The organism is Scandinavium sp. UTDF21-P1B, assembly GCF_040750395.1.
Taxonomy (GTDB): Bacteria; Pseudomonadota; Gammaproteobacteria; order Enterobacterales; family Enterobacteriaceae; genus Scandinavium.
The window spans coordinates 235,233-254,556 of record NZ_JBFLVD010000014.1 but is presented as its reverse complement, the minus strand read 5'-3'; the positions used below and the strand labels follow the sequence as shown (position 1 = coordinate 254,556).

General features: G+C 54.0%; 15 protein-coding genes. 11 read left to right on the top strand and 4 right to left on the bottom strand.

The features are described 5' to 3' along the window. Positions 1 to 410 precede the first annotated feature (410 nt). Positions 411 to 3,515, bottom strand: a complete 3,105-nt coding sequence (locus AB1287_RS11930; protein WP_435617886.1) for an autotransporter outer membrane beta-barrel domain-containing protein — start codon at positions 3,513 to 3,515, stop codon at positions 411 to 413. 464 nt (positions 3,516 to 3,979) lie between these two features. Between AB1287_RS11930 and AB1287_RS11925 the strand changes: the two genes are divergently transcribed. The 11 genes from AB1287_RS11925 (at position 3,980) to AB1287_RS11875 (ending at position 15,697) form a co-directional block, all read left to right on the top strand. Further along, positions 3,980 to 4,630, top strand: coding sequence for a LuxR C-terminal-related transcriptional regulator (locus tag AB1287_RS11925; protein WP_312625633.1), 651 nt, complete (start codon positions 3,980 to 3,982; stop codon positions 4,628 to 4,630). Between the two features lie 4 nt (positions 4,631 to 4,634). Continuing rightward, positions 4,635 to 5,966 (top strand): TolC family outer membrane protein, encoded by a 1,332-nt coding sequence (locus AB1287_RS11920; protein ID WP_435617885.1) that lies wholly within the window; start codon positions 4,635 to 4,637, stop codon positions 5,964 to 5,966. Positions 5,967 to 5,986: 20 nt separating this feature from the next. Next, the gene (locus AB1287_RS11915) at positions 5,987 to 7,246 is read left to right on the top strand and encodes an HlyD family secretion protein (RefSeq protein WP_435617884.1); all 1,260 of its coding nucleotides are present in this window, start codon (positions 5,987 to 5,989) and stop codon (positions 7,244 to 7,246) included. Positions 7,247 to 7,277: 31 nt separating this feature from the next. Beyond that, positions 7,278 to 9,419, top strand: coding sequence for a peptidase domain-containing ABC transporter (locus AB1287_RS11910; protein ID WP_312625627.1), 2,142 nt, complete (start codon positions 7,278 to 7,280; stop codon positions 9,417 to 9,419). A 261-nt stretch (positions 9,420 to 9,680) separates the two neighbouring features. Next, positions 9,681 to 9,998, top strand: a complete 318-nt coding sequence (locus AB1287_RS11905) for a hypothetical protein (protein WP_312625625.1) — start codon at positions 9,681 to 9,683, stop codon at positions 9,996 to 9,998. Positions 9,999 to 10,014: 16 nt separating this feature from the next. Continuing rightward, complete coding sequence (locus AB1287_RS11900) at positions 10,015 to 10,272, top strand: hypothetical protein (protein ID WP_312625624.1); 258 nt, start codon at positions 10,015 to 10,017, stop codon at positions 10,270 to 10,272. Between the two features lie 94 nt (positions 10,273 to 10,366). Continuing rightward, the gene (locus AB1287_RS11895) at positions 10,367 to 10,909 is read left to right on the top strand and encodes a fimbrial protein (RefSeq protein ID WP_312625622.1); all 543 of its coding nucleotides are present in this window, start codon (positions 10,367 to 10,369) and stop codon (positions 10,907 to 10,909) included. Positions 10,910 to 10,987: 78 nt separating this feature from the next. Continuing rightward, a complete protein-coding gene (locus tag AB1287_RS11890; RefSeq protein WP_435617883.1) occupies positions 10,988 to 11,692 on the top strand; it encodes a molecular chaperone in 705 nt (234 codons plus the stop codon). Between the two features lie 28 nt (positions 11,693 to 11,720). Next, positions 11,721 to 14,294 carry a fimbria/pilus outer membrane usher protein gene (locus AB1287_RS11885; RefSeq protein ID WP_435617882.1) on the top strand — a complete coding sequence of 858 codons (2,574 nt, stop codon included), beginning with the start codon at positions 11,721 to 11,723 and terminating at the stop codon, positions 14,292 to 14,294. A gap of 33 nt (positions 14,295 to 14,327) precedes the next feature. After that, positions 14,328 to 15,356, top strand: a complete 1,029-nt coding sequence (locus tag AB1287_RS11880) for a fimbrial protein (protein WP_312625617.1) — start codon at positions 14,328 to 14,330, stop codon at positions 15,354 to 15,356. Positions 15,357 to 15,439: 83 nt separating this feature from the next. Further along, positions 15,440 to 15,697 (top strand): hypothetical protein, encoded by a 258-nt coding sequence (locus AB1287_RS11875; protein WP_312625616.1) that lies wholly within the window; start codon positions 15,440 to 15,442, stop codon positions 15,695 to 15,697. A 291-nt stretch (positions 15,698 to 15,988) separates the two neighbouring features. On the opposite strand, the gene parE is transcribed toward AB1287_RS11875, so the two are convergent. Genes parE through cpdA form a run of 3 tightly spaced genes read right to left on the bottom strand, consistent with a single transcriptional unit; the run spans position 15,989 to position 19,314 of the window. Further along, the gene (gene parE / locus AB1287_RS11870; protein WP_435617881.1) at positions 15,989 to 17,884 is read right to left on the bottom strand and encodes a DNA topoisomerase IV subunit B; all 1,896 of its coding nucleotides are present in this window, start codon (positions 17,882 to 17,884) and stop codon (positions 15,989 to 15,991) included. Between the two features lie 27 nt (positions 17,885 to 17,911). Further along, on the bottom strand, positions 17,912 to 18,487 hold the full coding sequence (gene yqiA / locus AB1287_RS11865; RefSeq protein ID WP_312625614.1) for an esterase YqiA: 576 nt from the start codon (positions 18,485 to 18,487) through the stop codon (positions 17,912 to 17,914). Next, positions 18,487 to 19,314, bottom strand: coding sequence for a 3',5'-cyclic-AMP phosphodiesterase (gene cpdA / locus AB1287_RS11860; protein WP_312625613.1), 828 nt, complete (start codon positions 19,312 to 19,314; stop codon positions 18,487 to 18,489). The genes yqiA and cpdA overlap by 1 nt, the downstream gene beginning before the upstream one ends. Positions 19,315 to 19,324: the final 10 nt, after the last annotated feature.

Below are 19,324 nucleotides of genomic sequence, written 5' to 3'. Positions count from 1 at the left end.
ACCTGCGCACCACGCCAGGCGCAGCAGTCTCTCCCAATTCCAGACCTCCTTCACAGACCGTCTTCTTAGGCAATAAAGCCCTCGACCCAATACTGTTCATCGCAAACCTGACATCCGGCCGGTGAATTGGCCCCCGACAAGCTTAACGTTGACTGCTCCTCTTTAACTGCATCAGGAGACGCAGTTAAACAGCCCCTGGCACAGGCTTTTAGTCCATTGCAGAAACGGGGCGGTACAACAGCAAAAGCTGCCATAACGCGCAATGTGAGACGCTACAGGCAAGAAGAAAGTGGTGAGGTAAAGTGGACAGTAAAGAAGAGTGGACTGGTGTAGACGGTCAGGCAGATGGCCGGGAAACAAAGGAATGCGGGAGAAACCTTAAGGCTTCTCCCGCAGATCATAGCGGAGGATTAGAAGTTAAGTCTGGCCCCGAGCAGTACGCCGGTATCAGCGTAGCCATCATCACCCATCTGCTGAGCAACGTTGCCCCAGAGCGTGAAGTTATGAGCAATTTTACCTTCCACGCCCAGCTTAAGCTCACCGATGTCGCGGGTACCCAGCACCTCGTTGTTGATGCCGTCCATTCGCACCTGGTACGTATCGAAGTTATGGATCCAGTTCGCCTCTACGAAAGGCTGGAATTCACGGCCGGTATTATCGTCCAGATGGCTGTGGCCTTTAAGATAAGCGCGAAGACCAAGGCGGGAGCTGAGCATCCCGTCGTTTTGATCCGTTACTCTCGTGCCGTTTGCCTCACGACGATTTTTAGCCGCAACGTCCATCCAGCTCAGCTGAGCTTTTGGCTGCAACCAACTGCTCAGGCGCTCATTGCTGGTCAACGGCAGGGTATAGCCCGCCTCAACGGAAGCGGTGAAGCCCTGCGTATGGTACTGCTCGCTCGGCAGCCCCTGACCGTTAACCGTGTTGCGGAACCAGTTATACAGCACCCAGCTGTCGAGATAGGTACCGGACATATCTTTCTCAGACTGTACCCATGTCGCGTACATCCCGGCGCTGTAACCTTCTACGGTGCTATCGGTACGATAGTGAGTGACCGACGAACGGATATTACTTTTGGCATTACCGTACCCGACCATTCCGCCGACGTGCCAGCGATCGAGGCCTGTGGTGCTCCAGTCAGCCATATCCATCCCCAGTTGAACCACGTAACGATTGGTTCTGGCCTTCATCTGGTCAGAGTTAATGTTGAAGCTGGTGGTGTTACCAACATGGCGCATCCAGAGGCCATCAGCATGTCCACTTTGGCCATCGCGCGCATATTCCCCTTCCCCGAGTCGATCCTGCATGCGGGTGGCAAACATCGTGTTTGCTGCCATCAGGTTTGCCAGGTAGCCGCCGGATTCAGGGCGCACCTGAAGCTTGTTACCGTGCGGCGGCGGCACAGGAGGGTTGCCGCCGTTACCACCGTCGTTACCGCCCGAATGATTACCGTCGTCTTTATTCGGATCTTCCGGGTCGGGAGACGGAGCTTCGTTTGTCAGATACCAGCTTTGATTTTGCTTCTGCAGGCGATAGTCATAGTTACCGGCCACAATACGCCCTGAGCGGGTGAACGTACCGTAAGACGTCCCGCCCACCTTAACGACCTCAATGCCGTTAACGGTGTAATCCCCTTTTCCGCCCAGATTATTGATGGTCACGCGCGTATCACCTTCTTTGATATCCCCCGTAACAATCATTTTATCCGTTGGGGAATTGTCATTACCCAGCAGGGTATTAAAGACGATAGTGCCACCGTTACCGCTGTAGTCACCGTTCACCGTCAGCGTCTTGTGCCCCTGGTCATCCGGCGCGCTGAAGGCAATAAGACCGTTATTGCTCAGGGACTCGACGTCAGAATTGGCGGTTACGTCCCAGCGGCTGGAGCCATCCAGCGCAACGGAGGTGATATTTTTACTGGCCCCAATCAGATGTGAACCGCTGTTGAGCGCAACGGTCGAGACGCTGTCCGCACTGTCAGAAATCAGCGAGCCGTTAAGGACGCTGTTATCCGCATTCAGCGTCACCGCCGTGCCGTCACTCGCCAGCACGTTCAGCACCACGCCCGTACCGCTGTTAAAGGTGCTGTTGGCCGCATCCAGAGTCAGAGTACCGCCCTCGCTTTGTACCGATGGGCCCTGAGCGGCATTTACGTTTACCGTATTCAGCGTCACGTGACTTTCAGGCAGCGCGCTGTCGTTTCCCTGAGCCTGAATAGCGGCTGCTTTTCCGCTGGTCGCAAGCTCGCCGTTGGCAAAATTAATGCTTCCCTGCTGCGTAAAGAGCGCCGAAGCACCATCGCCCTGGGTCGTCACATTGACGCCGGTTGCCGCTACGCTGCCCGCCGCGGCGGCGGCAATCCCCATGCTGCGCGCGCCTTCAGTGCTGAGCTTACTGTCGGTCAAGGTCACGTTTGATCCGTTGGAATAGACCCCGGAGGCGCTATTACCTTTGGTCGCTACGGTGACGTTATTCGCCTGAAGAGATGAGCTGTCGATAGCTCTCAGACCGTCCGCCTGCTGACCGAGCGTGCTGATTTCCGCTCCGCTTAAGGCAATATCGCCTCCCCGTGCTGCAAACACCCCGGAGCTGCCCGCACCCTGGGTATCAATGGTCAGCATATCGCCTTTAATTTTGTTTTCCGTATACAGCCCGTAAGACATATCACCGGCAGTTTCAATGGTGTTACCGGTGAGCGTGGCCTCACCATACTGGGCGTTGACCGCAATGGCGTTATCGCCGGTCGTAAAGAAGCTGGTGTCTTTTGCCGTCAGGATCGAATCAGCGGAGGCAAGCCATACTGCGTCACCGTCCGCTCCCGTCGTCTGGAAACGGCCGCCGGTAGCGTTGATAGTCGCCCCGCCGTTGGCATTCAGCGCGTAGCCGTTTGCCCCTGCGCTGCTGAGAATGGCACCTTCCAGCGTCACATCACCGTTCATCACGCGGATAGCATCGCTGTTCTGGGAGGAGACGGTCGTATTTTTCAACGTCGCGCTGGATTTCATCTCTGCGCTGTTGGATTTAAGCTGCAGGCCCATGGCCTTATCCGCCGCAACAATACGGGCGCCGGTGGCCTCCAGTACGCTCTGATTACTCAGGTTAATCGCCGCCATCGCGGAACCGGCGGCGTTGACCATGGTGTTATCCAGCATTATCTGAGAGCCATTATTGGCACCGATACCTCGCGCGGCCGAGCCCGTCGCGGTAATCGTCCCGCCGGTAGCATTCAGAATGCCATTATCCAGCTTGACGCCATCGGCGACCTTACCGCTGGAGGTCAGGGTTGCGTTATTAAGAATAAGTTTGCCTTTATCCGTCGCCAGCGCCGCAGACGTAGAGTCTTTATCACTGGTAAACAGCAGCCCATCAATACCGGTTTCGATAACGCTGTTCTGCCCCTGAGCATTAAGCGGATAATCACCAATGCTGGTGGCAGAGTAATTTTTTTTAACCTGTAGGGTGGTTCCGTCGGTTACTGCCGCCGCCAGCGCAGACGTGGCAGGGAGAGTAATCAAACACAATCCCGTGATCAAACGATGGGAGACAATTCGTGATTGCCTTGACATAGTCGCATTCCTTAGCTTGTTGCATGTTGGGATAAATACTTAAGACGTTGCGCAATAGCAATATAATGCCTTCCGCAGCGCCTTAATGTTGTATAAGGGGTCCGGTCTGGAGGATTGATAGTTTATTAATCAATAATAACACTCATTGCTTAAATTCTGATAATAGGATTATTTATTCCTTGTGATTATTTTCCGACACATAGGATTATTCAAATATCAGAAGAAAAGTCCTTCGATATTTTTCTAAAAAAGGCATTGAGAGCGTTATTCTTTTTCATTACCATAAAAAAGTTGATTATTGATGCCAGTCACCTTGCTTGCTTCAGCCAACGCTTTTACGCCAGCTTAAAACGAGTTACCTGACATCTTCCGCTATAAAAAAGATGGAATACTCCATTGCTATGGACAACGGAATGGAACGCCTGAAAGTCGCTGTATTTTATGAAAATAATATTTATCAACAAATCATTTGTCAGTATCTGGAGAAGGCACTGGATAATTGCCCCTTATCTTTGGAAGTGATCTCCGGCGTTGATGAGCTATTAGAAAAGATTACTGATAATAACGTTGATATTCTTATTACCGAATTTAACTACCTATATAGCCATAAGGAGTGGAGCAGTAACATCAGCACGCGGTTCTGCAAGCTCTGTAGCGAACATCATGTCCGGCGGGTACTGTTTATCTCCGGAACGAATATATGGCTGCTGCGGCGAATTATCGATATGAAGTTCGAGGCCATCGTGAGCGCTAATGACAATATCACTGAACTGCATCAGGCAATGAGCAGCGTAATCGGTAGCGAACGTCAGCTTCCCTATGTTTCTGAAAGCATTAAAGCCATTCTGCGTGCGGCACATAAGGGGCCGCAAATGCTCTCGTCAAAAGAGTGGGATGTCCTGTATCTACTGGCGCAGGGCTTTTCTATTTCAGAAATCGCGGCGCGAAAGAACCGGGCAGTCAGTACGGTTGCAACGCAGAAACACAACGCGATGAAGAAGCTAAATATTTCAACCAACAGTGAATTATTAAAATTTATTCAGCTCGCCGGAGTAATGGAATAACAGTATGCAGAGTAGAGCCTGGACATCAGCAATCATTTCATCTGTTTTTTTTCTGCACCCTCAGTACTGCAGCGCCTTAACGCTACAGGAAGCCGTGATCGCTGCGGACAATTATGATTCGACCATTCTGGCGGCAAGAAACCTCAACGATGCTCAGCAGCAAAAGCGGATTCAGGGCTTTGCGGGCCTGCTTCCCGTGGTCTCGCTGAACGGCGCATGGTCAAAGCAGGATCAGCCGAAGGCTTCTTATGCTGCAGGCGTCACGCGTCATAATGCCGCGGTCAATGTAACCCAACCCCTTTTCGATCTCAGTAAATACGCAGACTGGCAACGGGGTGACGCCATCGCCGATGAGGCGCAGGTCAGGTATATGCTCGCTCAGCAGAAAATGATCAGCGACGTCAGCGATGCGTGGTTTACGGTCATCTATTACTCCCGCGTGCTGGATAACGCCGATAAAGCACGCGTGGCGTTCGAACAACAGCTTAATTCAGCGAGTAAAGCGCTCGCTATCGGCGAGCAAACGCGCCTGGACGTTGACGAGGCGCAGGCGAATTTTGATAAGTCCGTGGCCGACGTGATTTCAGCCGAAAGCCAGCTCAAGGATGCAAAAATTCGTTTCGAAAGACTGACCGGCCAGTCGGGCAATAGCGTGCCTGTTAGCGGAATGGACTGCGTTACGCCAAAAAAACTGCCCCAGCTGGCGCTGCTGAGGTCACGTACGGAGAGCCAGAACCTGAATATTCAGGCGGCGCAGTTTGTGATGAACCAAAGCCAGGCCGACGTCGTCGCGGCTGCAGGGCAACACCTGCCGGTCGTCACGTTTCAGGCTTCGTATGGCAACAACTGGAGCCGCGCCGAAGATGGCAACGTGCTGGATGATGTCTTTGGCACCACGTCAAAAACCCGCAATACCAACATTGGTATCAATGTCTCAGTACCTCTGTTCGCCGGTGGAAGCCAGATTTCGCAAAGCATTGAGGCGGCCCACCGTAAGGAACAGGCCAAAGATTTGCTGATCGATGCGCGGCGCCAGGCGCTCGAGGATATGGAAAGCGCCTGGTCCGGTGTTCGCGCTGGCGAAGCGACGATTAGCGCATACGATCGCGGCATTGTCTCAGCCAAAAAAAGAATGGAGTCAACGCAATACGCCTACGAGCTGGGCATGAGGACCACTATCGACAGGCTCAATGCAGAAAAAGATTATTTCAAATCGCTCAGTGATTTTGCCAACGCGCAGTACGAATACATTACGTCGAATATCAAACTGGCCAGCGCGACGGGCGATCTCAATTACGCCTGGCTGAAGAAATTCACCTGCCCTGCCCGCTATTAAACCCTACATGGACTCTCTGAATGTCTGAATCATTATTTCGCCAGGAAGCGCTTGACGCGAACAAGTCAAAGTCAATCGGTAGCGTAGCGCTTTACTGCCCGCCCTATCGCTGGGTCATTATCAGCCTTGTTGAGCTGGTCACCCTCGTTACGCTCGCCTTCTGCATTTTCGGTACCTATACCAAACGTGAGAACGCCACCGGAGCCTTAATCCCCATTGAAGGGGTTATGGATATCGTGGCGATGAACACCGGCACCGTAACGGATCTCACTATCCAGGAGGGCGACAGCGTAAACAAAGGCGCTCCGCTGGTGACCGTGTCATCGGAAGTCGCCACCCGTATGGGCCAGACCAGGGAGAGCATCGCCCAGCAGCTGGATTTACAGCTTAAGGTCCTGCAAAAGGAGCGTGAGAACCTGGATGCGCTGTCCGTAGAAACCCGTAAAGGGCTGCTGGACAAGCGCAGCCTGCTCGAACAGCAGATCAAAAGCCTTGCGGATATCAGCAGCAGTCGCGTTAAGCAGATGCGCCTGACGGCGGAGAAAGTGGACAAGCTGAAAATGATGCGCGGGGAAGGCTACGCCTCTAACAGCCAGGTCGAAGAGCAGGAAACCCAGCGCCTTGAGGCCGAGTCACGTATTCAGGACGTAGCCAGGCAGCGTATTGACCTGCAACAGCAGCTCACCCAGACGCTACAGCAGATCCGCGAGCAACCGATCAACGAGCTGAATCAGGCTAACGATATCGCCCGTCGAATGGCGGAACTGCGCCAGAGCATGATCGAAAACGAATCCCGCCGCTCGGTGGTGTTTGACGCGCCGCAGAAAGCCACGGTGGCTTCGGTGGTGGTGAAGCGCGGGCAAATTGTCAGCCAGGGCCAGACGCTGGCATCACTGCTGCCCGAAAATACCGAGCTACAGGCACGCATAATGGTCAGCAGCCGGGCAATCGGCTTTATCCGTCCCGGACAAAGGGTCGTACTGCGATATCAGGCGTATCCCTGGCAAAAATTCGGCCAGCAGTATGGCCGGGTAACGGAAATATCCCGCGTGGCCCTCTCGCCGCAGGAGGTCGCCCAGATTACCGGCAACAATCAGGTTCAGGAACAGCACTACCTGGTTAAGGTCAGGCTCGATAAGCAGTTTGTTCATGCCTACGGCCGCGAGCAGCGGCTGCTGCCGGGCAGCGCCGTCGAGGCGGACTTCCTGATCGATAAACGCCGCCTGTATGAGTGGGTGCTTGAGCCACTCTATGCCCTGAGCCGTAGTACTTCTGCCTGATTGCGACAACTGATAAGAGCATGAATAAAAAATGAATCTGCACAATAAACTGAATTTTTCCTGGCGCAAGAAGCTGCCGGTTATCCAGCAAACTCAGGCGGCAGAGTGCGGTCTGACCTGCGTGGGCATGATTGCCAACTACTACGGCCATAAAATCGACATGATCACCCTGCGCCGCCGCTTCTCGACCTCACTGAAGGGCGCGACGCTGGGCGACGTGATGCTGGTTTCACATCAGCTTGGCCTGGCGAGCCGCGCGCTGCGTCTGGAAATTGACGAGCTGCACAAGCTGCGTATGCCCTGCATTCTGCACTGGGACATGAACCACTTCGTGGTCCTCAAGGCAGTAACCAAAAAGAAAATCATTATCCACGATCCCGCCAGGGGTCGCCGTGAGGTGCCGCTTGAGGAGGTTTCAAAATCCTTTACCGGCGTGGCGCTTGAGCTGCTGCCAGCGGCAAGCTTCGAGAAAAAAGAGGAAAAAGAATCCCTGTCGATGATGAAGCTCATCGGCAACGTAAGCGGGATCCGCTCCGCCTTTATGCAGGTACTGATCCTCTCCATCGGGCTGGAGCTTTTTTCGCTGCTGTCGCCTTTCTATACCCAATGGGTGATGGATCAGGTGCTACCGTCCGCAGACAAAGATTTGCTGACGCTGCTCGGCAGCGCCTTTATTGCCGTTGTTGTGCTGCAAAGCGCCATCACGGCAATTCGCTCCTGGGTCACCACCTGGTTTTCCAGCATGCTGAGCGTGCAGTGGTCGGCAAACGTCTGTTCTCACCTGCTGGGCCTGCCTATGTCATGGTTTGAAGAGCGCCACACCGGAGATATCGTGTCGCGTTTTGGCTCTATCGGTACGATTCAGAGTACGCTGACCAGCCGTTTTATCTCCTCTATTCTCGACGGCGTCATGGCCGTGGTGACGCTGTGCATGCTGTTTGCCTACAGCATGGAGCTGACCTGGGTCGTGCTGGGCATGTTGGCGATTTATATCATTATTCGCTGGATATCTTTCCGCCCGTTCCGCCAGGCAAACGAAGATCAGCTTATCGCTAACGCCCGCGCCCAGTCGCAGCTGCTGGAGTCCATTCGCGGCGTACAGGCCGTCAAACTAAGCAATAAGCAGGAGATGCGCGTTTCCACCTACGCCAACGAGCTGGTTGAGGCAACCAATAAAGGTATTCACATCCAGCGCCTGAGCATCGGCTTCAGCACCCTGCAGGGGGTGATTTCCGGCGTCGGCCGCGTGGTGCTGATCTGGCTGGCGGCCCTTCAGGTGCTCGACGGTCATTTTACGGGCGGGATGCTGATCGCCTTTTCCAGCTTCTCCGATCAGTTTATCAGCCGCGCAACCGGGCTAATCAACGCCGTTATCGAGTTCTGGATGCTGCGGCTTCACGGCGAGCGTCTGGCAGACATCGTACTGTCAGATAAGGAAACCGATATGGACAACAGCGTGTCACTCCCTTCCAGCGCCAGCCGTGAAGCTTTTTCGGTGCAGGTCAACAATATCTCTTTTCGCTACGCGTTGACCGAACCCTGGGTGCTGGAAAACTACAGCCTGGCCATTAACGCCGGTGAGTCGGTCGCCATTATCGGTCCCTCAGGCCAGGGGAAATCGACGCTGGTTAAGCTGCTGCTCGGCCTGCTCAAGCCGGCCTCCGGTACGATTGAGGTTAACGGCCAGGACATCCGCAAGCTGGGTATGAGCTGGTATCGCGAGCGCATCGGCAGCGTTATGCAGGATGACATCCTGTTCGCGGGTTCGTTAAGCGATAACATCAGCTTCTTTGATTCCCACTACGACCAGCAGAAAGTGGAGCGGGCGGCAAAGCTCGCCCAGATCCATGAAGAAATTATGGCGATGGCGATGGGCTATAACAGCCTTGTGGGCGATATGGGCTCGTCGCTGTCCGGCGGACAGATCCAGCGTGTGCTGCTGGCGCGCGCACTCTATCGCGATCCTGACCTCCTGATTCTTGATGAGGCCACCAGCCATCTCGACGTTGCGCGCGAAAGCGCCATTAATAACGCTATCAGGCAGATGAATATCACCCGTATTATTATCGCACATCGGCCGGAAACCATCCGCAGTGCGGATCGTATTATTCTGCTGAGCCGGGAAGGTATTCAGGAGCTTACGCATCAGCAATTCGAAAACTCGCTTGAATAATTACAGAGTTTATTATTAACATCAACGCAGGCCAATGGCCTGCGTTTTTTAAATAACACACCCCTGTATTTACCCCCTCCCCAAAATCACTTACCCACACGATTAATATAAGATTATTTCCTCCTCTATTAAAAAAGCCCAGGATACATTAGAAGTTAATCTATTGAGGGCGTCAGCCCCGCTTCTTTATAATCACTTTACAGGCAGCGAAGTCATCGGGTGCTTGCAGAATTGATTAATTTATTTTTTAAGGAATAAAAAATGCGTGAACTGCAGATCTCTGAAATTAACGAAGTAGCGGGTGCTGGCTTCTTTGACACTCTGGGCGCGGGCATCCTCGGCTCTATCACCGGAATCAACGTTGGCCTGGCAAAAGGCGGCGTTTCCGGCGGGAGCACCGGCGGTATTCTGGGCGTTGGCGCCATCGCAGCTGCCGTCACTATGGTGATCGGTGGTGTTCAGGGGGCAATCACTGGCTTTACCTATGGTCTGGTAAACGGCTGGGATAAGACTCTCGAAGCATTCAATAACTCTACCGATCAGTGGTTCGATCACACGATCCCGACTCCTAAAGTTTGATTCAGAGTAAACCATTATGAAAGAGATAAAGAATAAAGACCTGCAGGAAGTGGCAGGCGGCAGCTTAACTTCAGATATTCTGAACTTTTTCCGTCATGGTATTTTCGGTTCAGATTCTGATACCGGCGCTATTGAACCGGGCTGGTCTGCTGGCCCGACTAAGCCTTCACAGGCTACAGGCAAGGGCGACGAATACGGCCTGGCACTGGTTACTGGTCTGGTAACTATTGCCGCAGCCGTCGCAACCGGAATTAAGTTTCTCTCCGGGAAATAAGTTAAAGGGATAATTATCCCTTTTAATTTCACACTATCAATGAAAATGCAATTCCCCATGCATGGGGATCGCTATTCATACAAAAAGGATTTATATGAAAAAGGCAATTATCGCTTCTTTAGTTGTTATGGGAATGGGTCTGTCTGCAAGCGCGGTATCCGCAGCGCCGGTTGGTACAATCACCATCAACGGTGAACTGACTGCTGCCACCTGTAAAGTGACCGTTGACGACAGCGCAACCGGTGATTCTACCGTTAACCTGCCGAAACTGCCTGTTACTCAGCTGGCAGCACCGGGTGAATTCGCTGGGGCAACTAATTTCGTTATGCACCTGACCGGCTGTACTCCAACCGACTCTAACGTGCGTGCCTACTTTGAATCTGGCGCTACCGTTGATGCAGCAACCGGTCGTCTGAACAATACCCTGACCGACGGCGCTAAAAACGTACAGATCCAGCTCCTGAACGATGCTGACGTGGTTCTGGAAGCAGGTAACGACAGCCAGCGTGCTAACGCAGCGACTCCGCTGAACAGCGGCGCTGCTGACCTGATTTACCAGGCTCGTTACTACGCTACCGGTGCATCTACTGCAGGTAAAGTGGCTTCATCTGTAACTTATTCCATCGATTACGAATAAGAATCAGCGTTGATTTAATTTAACAGGGAACGCTTCGTTCCCTGTTGTTTATGGATATTATCCAGGGATTCCTGAAACATGCGCGCTTTGAATTTCCTGTTTTTATTAATTCTCTCTTCTTCGGTTGCTCAGGCTGGTATTGTTATCAACGGCACCCGCGTGGTATATCCTGAAAGTGAAAAAGAAATCACGCTGCGCCTGAATAATGAAGGAAATAAATCATCCCTCGTCCAGACGTGGATTGACAAAGGCAACAGTTCCGCAAAGGTTAATCAAATCGACGTACCTTTCGTGATATTTCCGCCGGTATTTCGGGTTGAGCCTAAACAAGGGCAAACGCTACGTATCTCATATACTGGTCAAAATCTTCCGGCAGACCGGGAGTCCGTTTTTTATCTGAACGTGTTGGATATTCCACCCAATCCAGAAAATGCTCATGGCAACAACGTACAAATGGCGTTCCGTTCGCGCATTAAGCTTTTCTTCCGCCCGCAGGCGATGAAATCCGAATCCTATACTGATGCCGTAGATAAATTAACCTGGTCTGTGGGTTCATGCAGCACCTGTATTGAAGTCAAAAACCCAACGCCATTTAATATAACGATAACGAAGATCTATTTGACTGCCAACAGTACGGAAGGAAGCGGTATCCAGGGTGCAATGATTGCGCCATTCTCTTCCCATAATTTTAAATTAGGCAGCAATCCTGGAACTAACAACATTACTTTTAGCTATCTCAATGATTATGGCGGCACGGTAAAAGCGCAGCTGAAAAAAGGGTAGCTATTCATTTCTGTGCATGGATGTGACTATGAAATTTCTTATTTCTCACAGATTCAAATTATCACAGCTGGCGCTCGGCGTGATTTCTGTTATTGGCGGCATCGCTGCACCTCAGGTTTTTGCCGATGTGAATTTTAACGCCGATTTTCTGGATAATGCCGCCGGACAGGAAGTGGATATTTCCCGCTTCAACGGGGAATACCGCATTGAAGCAGGAGACTATCAGCCGGACGTATACCTGAATGGCAGGCTGCTCGATCGCGCCGAGGTAAAGGTACGTAACGTTGGCGGCAAATCTCGCCTCTGTATTAGCAACGATCTCGCTACCCGAATCGGCCTTAACCACACTCGCCTGACCCCGGAGGCTGAAGCGTCGCTGACGCAGCCTGACGGTTGCCCGACGCTTGAGTCCATCGTGCCGGGTGCCAGCGCCCGCTTCAGTCCGTCAGATATGCGTCTCGACCTCGCCATCCCACAGGCCTGGCTCAGCCAGCGCGCGCGCGGATATGTTCCACCATCCATGTGGTCCTACGGCGAGAAAGCGCTGTATCTGAGCTATGGCGCAACCTACTTTGAGCAGCACAGCCAGATGAATGACTATCAGTCATTCTTCGGTGATGTGAAGGGCGGGCTGAATCTCGGAGAGTGGATGCTGAGGCACGCGGGTAACTATCGCTGGGACAACAGCGGCCAGGAAAAATACACCAGCTTCGCCACTAACCTGCAGCGTGATATCGCGGCATGGAATTCCCGCCTGCTCGTTGGGGACGGCAATACCTCCGGCGAGATGTTCGACTCTTTCAGCTATCGGGGCGTTCAGCTTGGCACCGCCGAGCAGATGCTGCCGGACTCTATGCGCGGCTACGCGCCAAACATTCGCGGTATTGCCCGAACGAACGCCAAAGTCACCGTAAAACAGCGCGGTCAGGTGATCTACGAGACATCGGTCCCACCGGGTGAGTTCTCGATCGACGATCTCTATCCTACCGGCTACGGCGGCGATCTGCTGGTGACGGTAACGGAAGCTGACGGTTCGAAAAGTACCTTTTCCGTCTCTTACGCTTCTGTTCCCGAGCTGCTGCGTCCGGGCCGTACGAATTACAGCCTGATGGCCGGTAAGCTGCGAAACATCAACGTTTCCGATGCGCCTTACGTCTTCCAGGGGACCTGGAAGCGCGGTATCAATAATTATGTCACCACCTACCTGGGCACCACCTCGACTGATTTCTATTATTCAGGCATGGCCGGGAGCGCATTCGGTACCCCGATTGGCGCTATCTCCCTCGATGTAAACGGCACCCGCTTTTCCGATCGAGGCGAATCGCATAACGGGATGAGCCTGCGTACCAGCTACAGTAAATTTATCTCCTCGACCAACAGTAGCTTCTCGCTTGCGGCTTACCGCTTTTCCTCTTCCGGCTATCTGGATCTGCATAATGCGGTCTATCTGTCCGACCACCTGAGGCAAGGCAACGACAATGTGACCTGGCAGAAGCTGGACCGTCCACGTAACCGCGTATCGCTGACCGTAAACCAGGATCTTGGGGATCTCTTTGGACAGCTCTATGTCTCCGGCTACCAGGAGAATTACTGGAACCGTAGCGGCAGCAATACTCAGTTCCAGGTAGGTTATAACAACAGCTACCGCTGGCTCAGCTACGGCCTGGCCATCAGCCGCACCACCGACAGCGACAACGTCCGTGAGACGCAATACCTGCTGAACTTCTCTGTTCCGTTGGGGCACAGCGACCATAGCCCAACCCTTAACAACTACACCACCATTGACGACAACGGCGTTATGTCGCAGATGGGGCTGAGCGGGCAGTTGGGGGAACGCAATCAGCTCTCCTATAACGTTTCCGCAGGGCGCGACTACGACAACCGCTACTCCAGCAACCTCAATGGCGCCTACCGCTTCCGCGATACAACGCTGAACGGCAGTTTCTCGAAGGGCGAGCACTATCACGGCTACTCCGTGGGCATGTCAGGAAGCGTCGTGGCGCTGACTGACGGCGTCGTAGCAAGCCCGTATGACAGCCTGACAACCATGGCTGTGGTTTCTGCTAAAGATGCCAAGGGCGCCGCTGTTGAAGGCTATCCGGGCGTAGAGGTTAACCGCTGGGGCCTGGCGCTGGTGCCCTATATGACGCCATACCGCGTGAATGAAGTGGCGATCGATCCGAAAGGGCTGCCGTTTGACGTGGATCTTAAGACCACCAGCAAACAGATTGCTCCGGCTCAGGGTGCCATCGTCAAAATCGACTACCCGACCGATAAGGGCCGCATGGTGCTGATTCGCGCCACCACGCCTGAAGGCGATGCGCTGCCATTCGGCGCCGCCGTAACCGACGGTCAGGGTAAAGCCGTCGGCGTAGTGGCCCAGGGCGGCCAAATCTATGCCCGCCTGGAAGAAGGGAAAGATCGTCTCAACATCAGCTGGGGCGAACGCCGGCAGAAATTTACCTGCGGTTTCGACCTCACCGTGGGCCATCCCCGCTCCGGTCAGAACTTCGAACGCGTGAATACGGTTTGTGACGGCGTCGATCAAACGCCTCGACAGAATATTGCCATGACGCAGCCGGACGAAGACCAACGCAGCTAACGTCGGTGTGAACGTAAAGATCAGGAAAACTATATGCTTAAGCGTTTTTTTATACTGTTGACGCTCGGCGCGGGCCTTATCACCGCGCCGCTTATCACTCAGGCGGCGGTGCATTGCGATTTTGACAGTTCGTCAATGGTGACAACGTTGTTCGACTTCAACGAAATGCCGAATGGCATTAACGCCAGCGCCCCTGTTGGCACCGTGCTGTTTAGCAAAACACACCAGATCCCTATCTGGTGTGCGAAGGATGGCAGAAAAGGCAGCTCAATCAGCGGGCCCGAGCCCATTTATATCAACCGCTCGGATGTCTCCAACGTGTTTGGCAGCAAAAGCGGATTAACGCTCTATATCACGGTAGCCGGCGACCGCGGTAATACCCGTAAGGCTTTTAATACCGGGCTCCAGACCAGCTATATCTGGCTTCCGAGCCTGTCCACGAAAGACGCCACGCGTCTTACTCTGGACGTCACTATTGAGCTGGTAAAAACCGCAGAGAACACGCTTCTCAGCACGAAAAACACCGTCATGCTGTTCAGCGTGGGCGACCAGTTCGATACCAGCGATATGGTGTTTTATATGAAAAACGGTAACAAGCTGGTATTCACCACCCAGACCTGCGACGTAATGGGCAGTGGCAACTACACCGCAAATCTGCCGCCACTCAACATCAGCGACGTGAAGGGAACAGGGCCGGTTGACGGGCACACGGCTGATATTAACGTTCAGCTTTCCTGTAACTCCACGCTCTGGAGCACCCAGGCAATCATGATGAAGCTTACCGGCCAGGACGTTCCAGGCTCGGCCAGCGATGGGCTGTTCTTCTTCAAAAGTCTGGACTCAGGCGAGAGCGCGCCGGGGATTGCCCTGCAGATGTTCCAGGGTGCCCGGGGTCAGCCGTTCACGCCGGTAACCGTTGGCCAGAACTTTGAGGTCGGCAACTTCGAAGACGGGCAATCGGTGGTCACCATACCGCTGCGGGCTGGATATTACGTTCGGGACAAAAATATGACTCCCGGCAAGCTGCAGTCGATCCTGGTCTATCAGATTGACTATCAGTAGTGCGGAATATGCTTCCCAACCCCGGCGCTGAAAAATGCGTTCGCCGCCGGGTTTATTTAAACCTCAAGAGTAAGGATGAAAAAATGAGAGAATTACACAATCAGGAAATCGAAGCGGTATCAGGCGCAGGTGCCATTGCAGATACGGGTGCTGCCATCGGTAAAGGAATTGGTGAGGTTCTGGAGGGTTTCGGCCTGAAAGGCGCTTCCGGCGTGCTGTCAGAAGTCGGTAACGGTATCGGTCAGATCGTAGAAATTTTCCAGAATGTCTCCTCATTCCTGGATGGCCTGTTCCACAAAAAACCCGCTCCCGCTCCGCTGCCTGCTCCACTGTTCAAGTAATAAGCGTCGCGCGTGAATTAAGGCAATAGTGGCCTTAAACGCTACTCTGGCGGGATGAATTTTCAGCCCGCCATTTTTACACCTCTCCCGCCATGATGAACGTAAGCCCGCCGAAATGAATCAAAGCAGCGCTATTAAGAGGATGTGACTGGGCAGAGCAGAGGTCGCGCGGGGAAAGCTTTTGATGCCACCCGACGCAGGGGGAGATTTCATCAGCCCCGGCAGGTTAATTGCGCAGTAGTTTGGCAGGGTGGTGCGTGTGCCTTTCTAAACCACCCTGTCCTTTTTGCCTCAGGCTTCCAGATCCGCCATGTCGCCTTTTTCCTGCAGCCAGTTACGGCGATCCTCGGAACGTTTCTTGGCGAGCAGCATATCCATTACCGCATCGGTCTGGCGATCGTCTTCATCGTCGATAAACAGCTGCACCAGACGGCGAGTGTTCGGATCGAGCGTAGTTTCGCGCAGCTGCATCGGGTTCATTTCACCCAGGCCTTTGAAGCGCTGGACGTTCGGTTTGCCTTTCTTACGCTTGAGCTGATCCAGTACGCCCTCTTTTTCCTGCTCGTCGAGCGCGTAATAGACCTCTTTACCCAGGTCGATACGGTACAGCGGCGGCATGGCGACGTAGACGTGACCGGCCTTCACTACGTTTCGGAAATGCTTCACGAACAGCGCGCACAGCAGCGTGGCGATATGCAGTCCATCGGAGTCCGCATCCGCAAGGATACAGATCTTGCCGTAGCGCAGCTGGCTCAGATCGTCGCTGTCCGGATCGATGCCGATCGCCACCGAAATATCGTGCACTTCCTGCGAAGCCAGCACTTCATCGGACGACACTTCCCAGGTATTCAGGATTTTGCCCTTCAGCGGCATGATCGCCTGATATTCACGATCGCGCGCCTGCTTGGCTGAACCACCCGCCGAGTCTCCTTCCACGAGGAACAGCTCTGTACGGTTGAGATCCTGTGCCGTGCAGTCTGCCAGTTTCCCCGGCAGCGCCGGACCGCTGGTGAGTTTTTTACGCACCACCTTCTTGGCAGCACGCAGGCGGCGCTGGGCGCTGGAAATCGCCATTTCGGCCAGCATTTCTGCGGCCTGAACGTTCTGGTTCAGCCACAGGCTAAAGGCATCTTTCACCACGCCGGAAACGAACGCCGCACACTGGCGTGAGGACAGACGCTCTTTAGTTTGCCCGGCAAACTGAGGATCCTGCATTTTCACCGACAGCACGTACGCGCAGCGATCCCAGATATCTTCCGCTGACAGCTTCACACCGCGCGGCAGGATATTGCGGTATTCGCAGAACTCACGCATTGCGTCCAGCAGACCCTGGCGCAGGCCGTTCACGTGAGTGCCGCCCTGCATCGTTGGAATCAGGTTAACGTAGCTTTCGGTCAGCAGTTCGCCACCTTCTGGCAGCCACAGCAGCGCCCAGCCAACGGCTTCGGTATCGCTGGCAAAGCTGCCAACGAACGGTTTTTCCGGCAGCAGCGGCAGGCCGTTCACCGCTTCGCTCAGGTAGTCGTTCAGACCGTCGGCGTAGCACCAGGTCTGCTCGCTGTTGTTTACTTTGTCTTTGAAGACAATTTCCACACCCGGGCAAAGCACCGCTTTCGCTTTCAGCAGGTGCGTCAGGCGCGAAACGGAGAAGCGCGGGCTGTCGAAGAAGCTTTCGTCCGGCCAGAAGTGCACGCTGGTGCCGGTGTTACGCTTACCGACGGTGCCGCTCACGTGCAGGTCTTCCACCTTCTCGCCATTTTCAAAGGCGATGGTGTAGATTTGGCCATCACGGCGTACGTTGACTTCTACACGCTTTGACAGGGCATTCACCACCGAGATCCCCACGCCGTGCAGGCCACCGGAGAACTGGTAGTTTTTATTGGAGAATTTACCGCCCGCATGCAGACGACAAAGGATCAGCTCTACCGCCGGGACGCCTTCTTCCGGGTGAATGTCGACCGGCATGCCGCGCCCGTCATCGATAACCTCGAGTGACTGGTCCGCATGCAGAATGACTTCCACGCGTTTGGCGTGACCTGCCAGTGCCTCATCCACACTGTTATCAATCACTTCCTGACCAAGATGGTTAGGACGAGTAGTGTCGGTGTACATTCCCGGGCGGCGGCGAACCGGCTCAAGCCCGGTGAGTACCTCAATGGCATCAGCGTTATAAGAAGATTGCGTCATGGTATGTTCACGAGTAGTCAGGACTGATTAACGCAGTCCCAGAAAATCAATAATCTGTGTGAAATGATCTTCAAAGCCGATGAAGGCATGATTCCCGCCCTCTTCAACGTTTTGTCGACAAGCGGCGTAGTAGTCAACGGCCTGGCGATAATCCAGCACCTCGTCGCCCGTCTGTTGCAGCAGCCAGAGTAGATCCGGCGCTTCAAGCGGGTCGATTTGCATCACTTTCAGATCGTAAATATGGCGTGACTCTAGCACATATTGCTCCCCGGTGTAGGGATTCTCATTATGACCGAGGTAACCGGTGAGCAACTCAAACGGACGTACCGCCGGGTTGACCACCACGGCAGGCAGCATGAAGCATTGTGACAGCCAGGTGGCGTAATAGCCGCCGAGCGACGACCCTACAATCCCAAGCGGAGCCCCGCCGTGTTGCATGACAAGTTTCTCCAGTAGCTCCGCCGCCTGTGCCGGAAATGCAGGCAACTGGGGCACCACCATATCGATTTCCGGATGGTGCTCCGCAAGCCACGTCTTCATGGCCGTGGCTTTCACCGATAACGGCGAACTGTTAAATCCGTGGAGATAGAGAAGCGTAGACATCAGTATCCTTCTGAAGCAGTGTCAGGGCGGAACTGCGCACCGTCCAGGCGGCAGACTTCGGTGGTAAGCGTACCGTCAGCATGCAGTTCCAGCCAGCGCCAGCCTGGGGCAATGGTATCAAGAGTAAAATTCGCACAGTGCGGTTTAAACTGCACGCAGGTTGACGGCGTCGCCATCATCCGACGGCCGTTCCAGTCCACGTCCATCTCCTGGTGGATATGCCCGCAGAGCAAATGCCGAACCCTTGGGAAGCGCATAAGCACGCGATCCAGCGCACCCGCGTTACGCAGACTGTGCTGATCCAGCCAGCTGCACCCGGCCGGAAGCGGGTGATGATGCAGCAGCAACAGCGTGTAGCGATCGGGGGATTCCATCAAACGTTGTTCCAGCCATTCGAGCTGGAATTCACTTAGCTCACCGTGCGGTACGCCAAACACCTGGCTGTCAAGCATCAGAATTTGCCAGTTTTCGCCAGCAAAGACGCGCTTTGCCGGGGAGATTCCCGCATCCTGTAGAGCACTGTACATGGCTGGCTGAAAATCGTGGTTGCCGGGCAACCAGACGCAGGGCGCGTCAAAGCCCGCGATGCCTTCAGCGAAATGCTGATAGGCCGCGGACGAGTGATCCTGTGCTAAATCCCCAGTGGCGACGACGAGATCGCACTCACGCTCTGAAGCATGGATGGCTGCCAGTACGGCCTGGTAACTTTCCCAGGTGTTCACTCCCAGCAGCGTTTCATGTTTTTCAGCAAACAGGTGAGTATCAGTGATTTGTAAGACCCTCACCCCGGCCCCACCAGCCAGAGTGAGATTTAACAGGCTTTCCAAATGGTGTCCT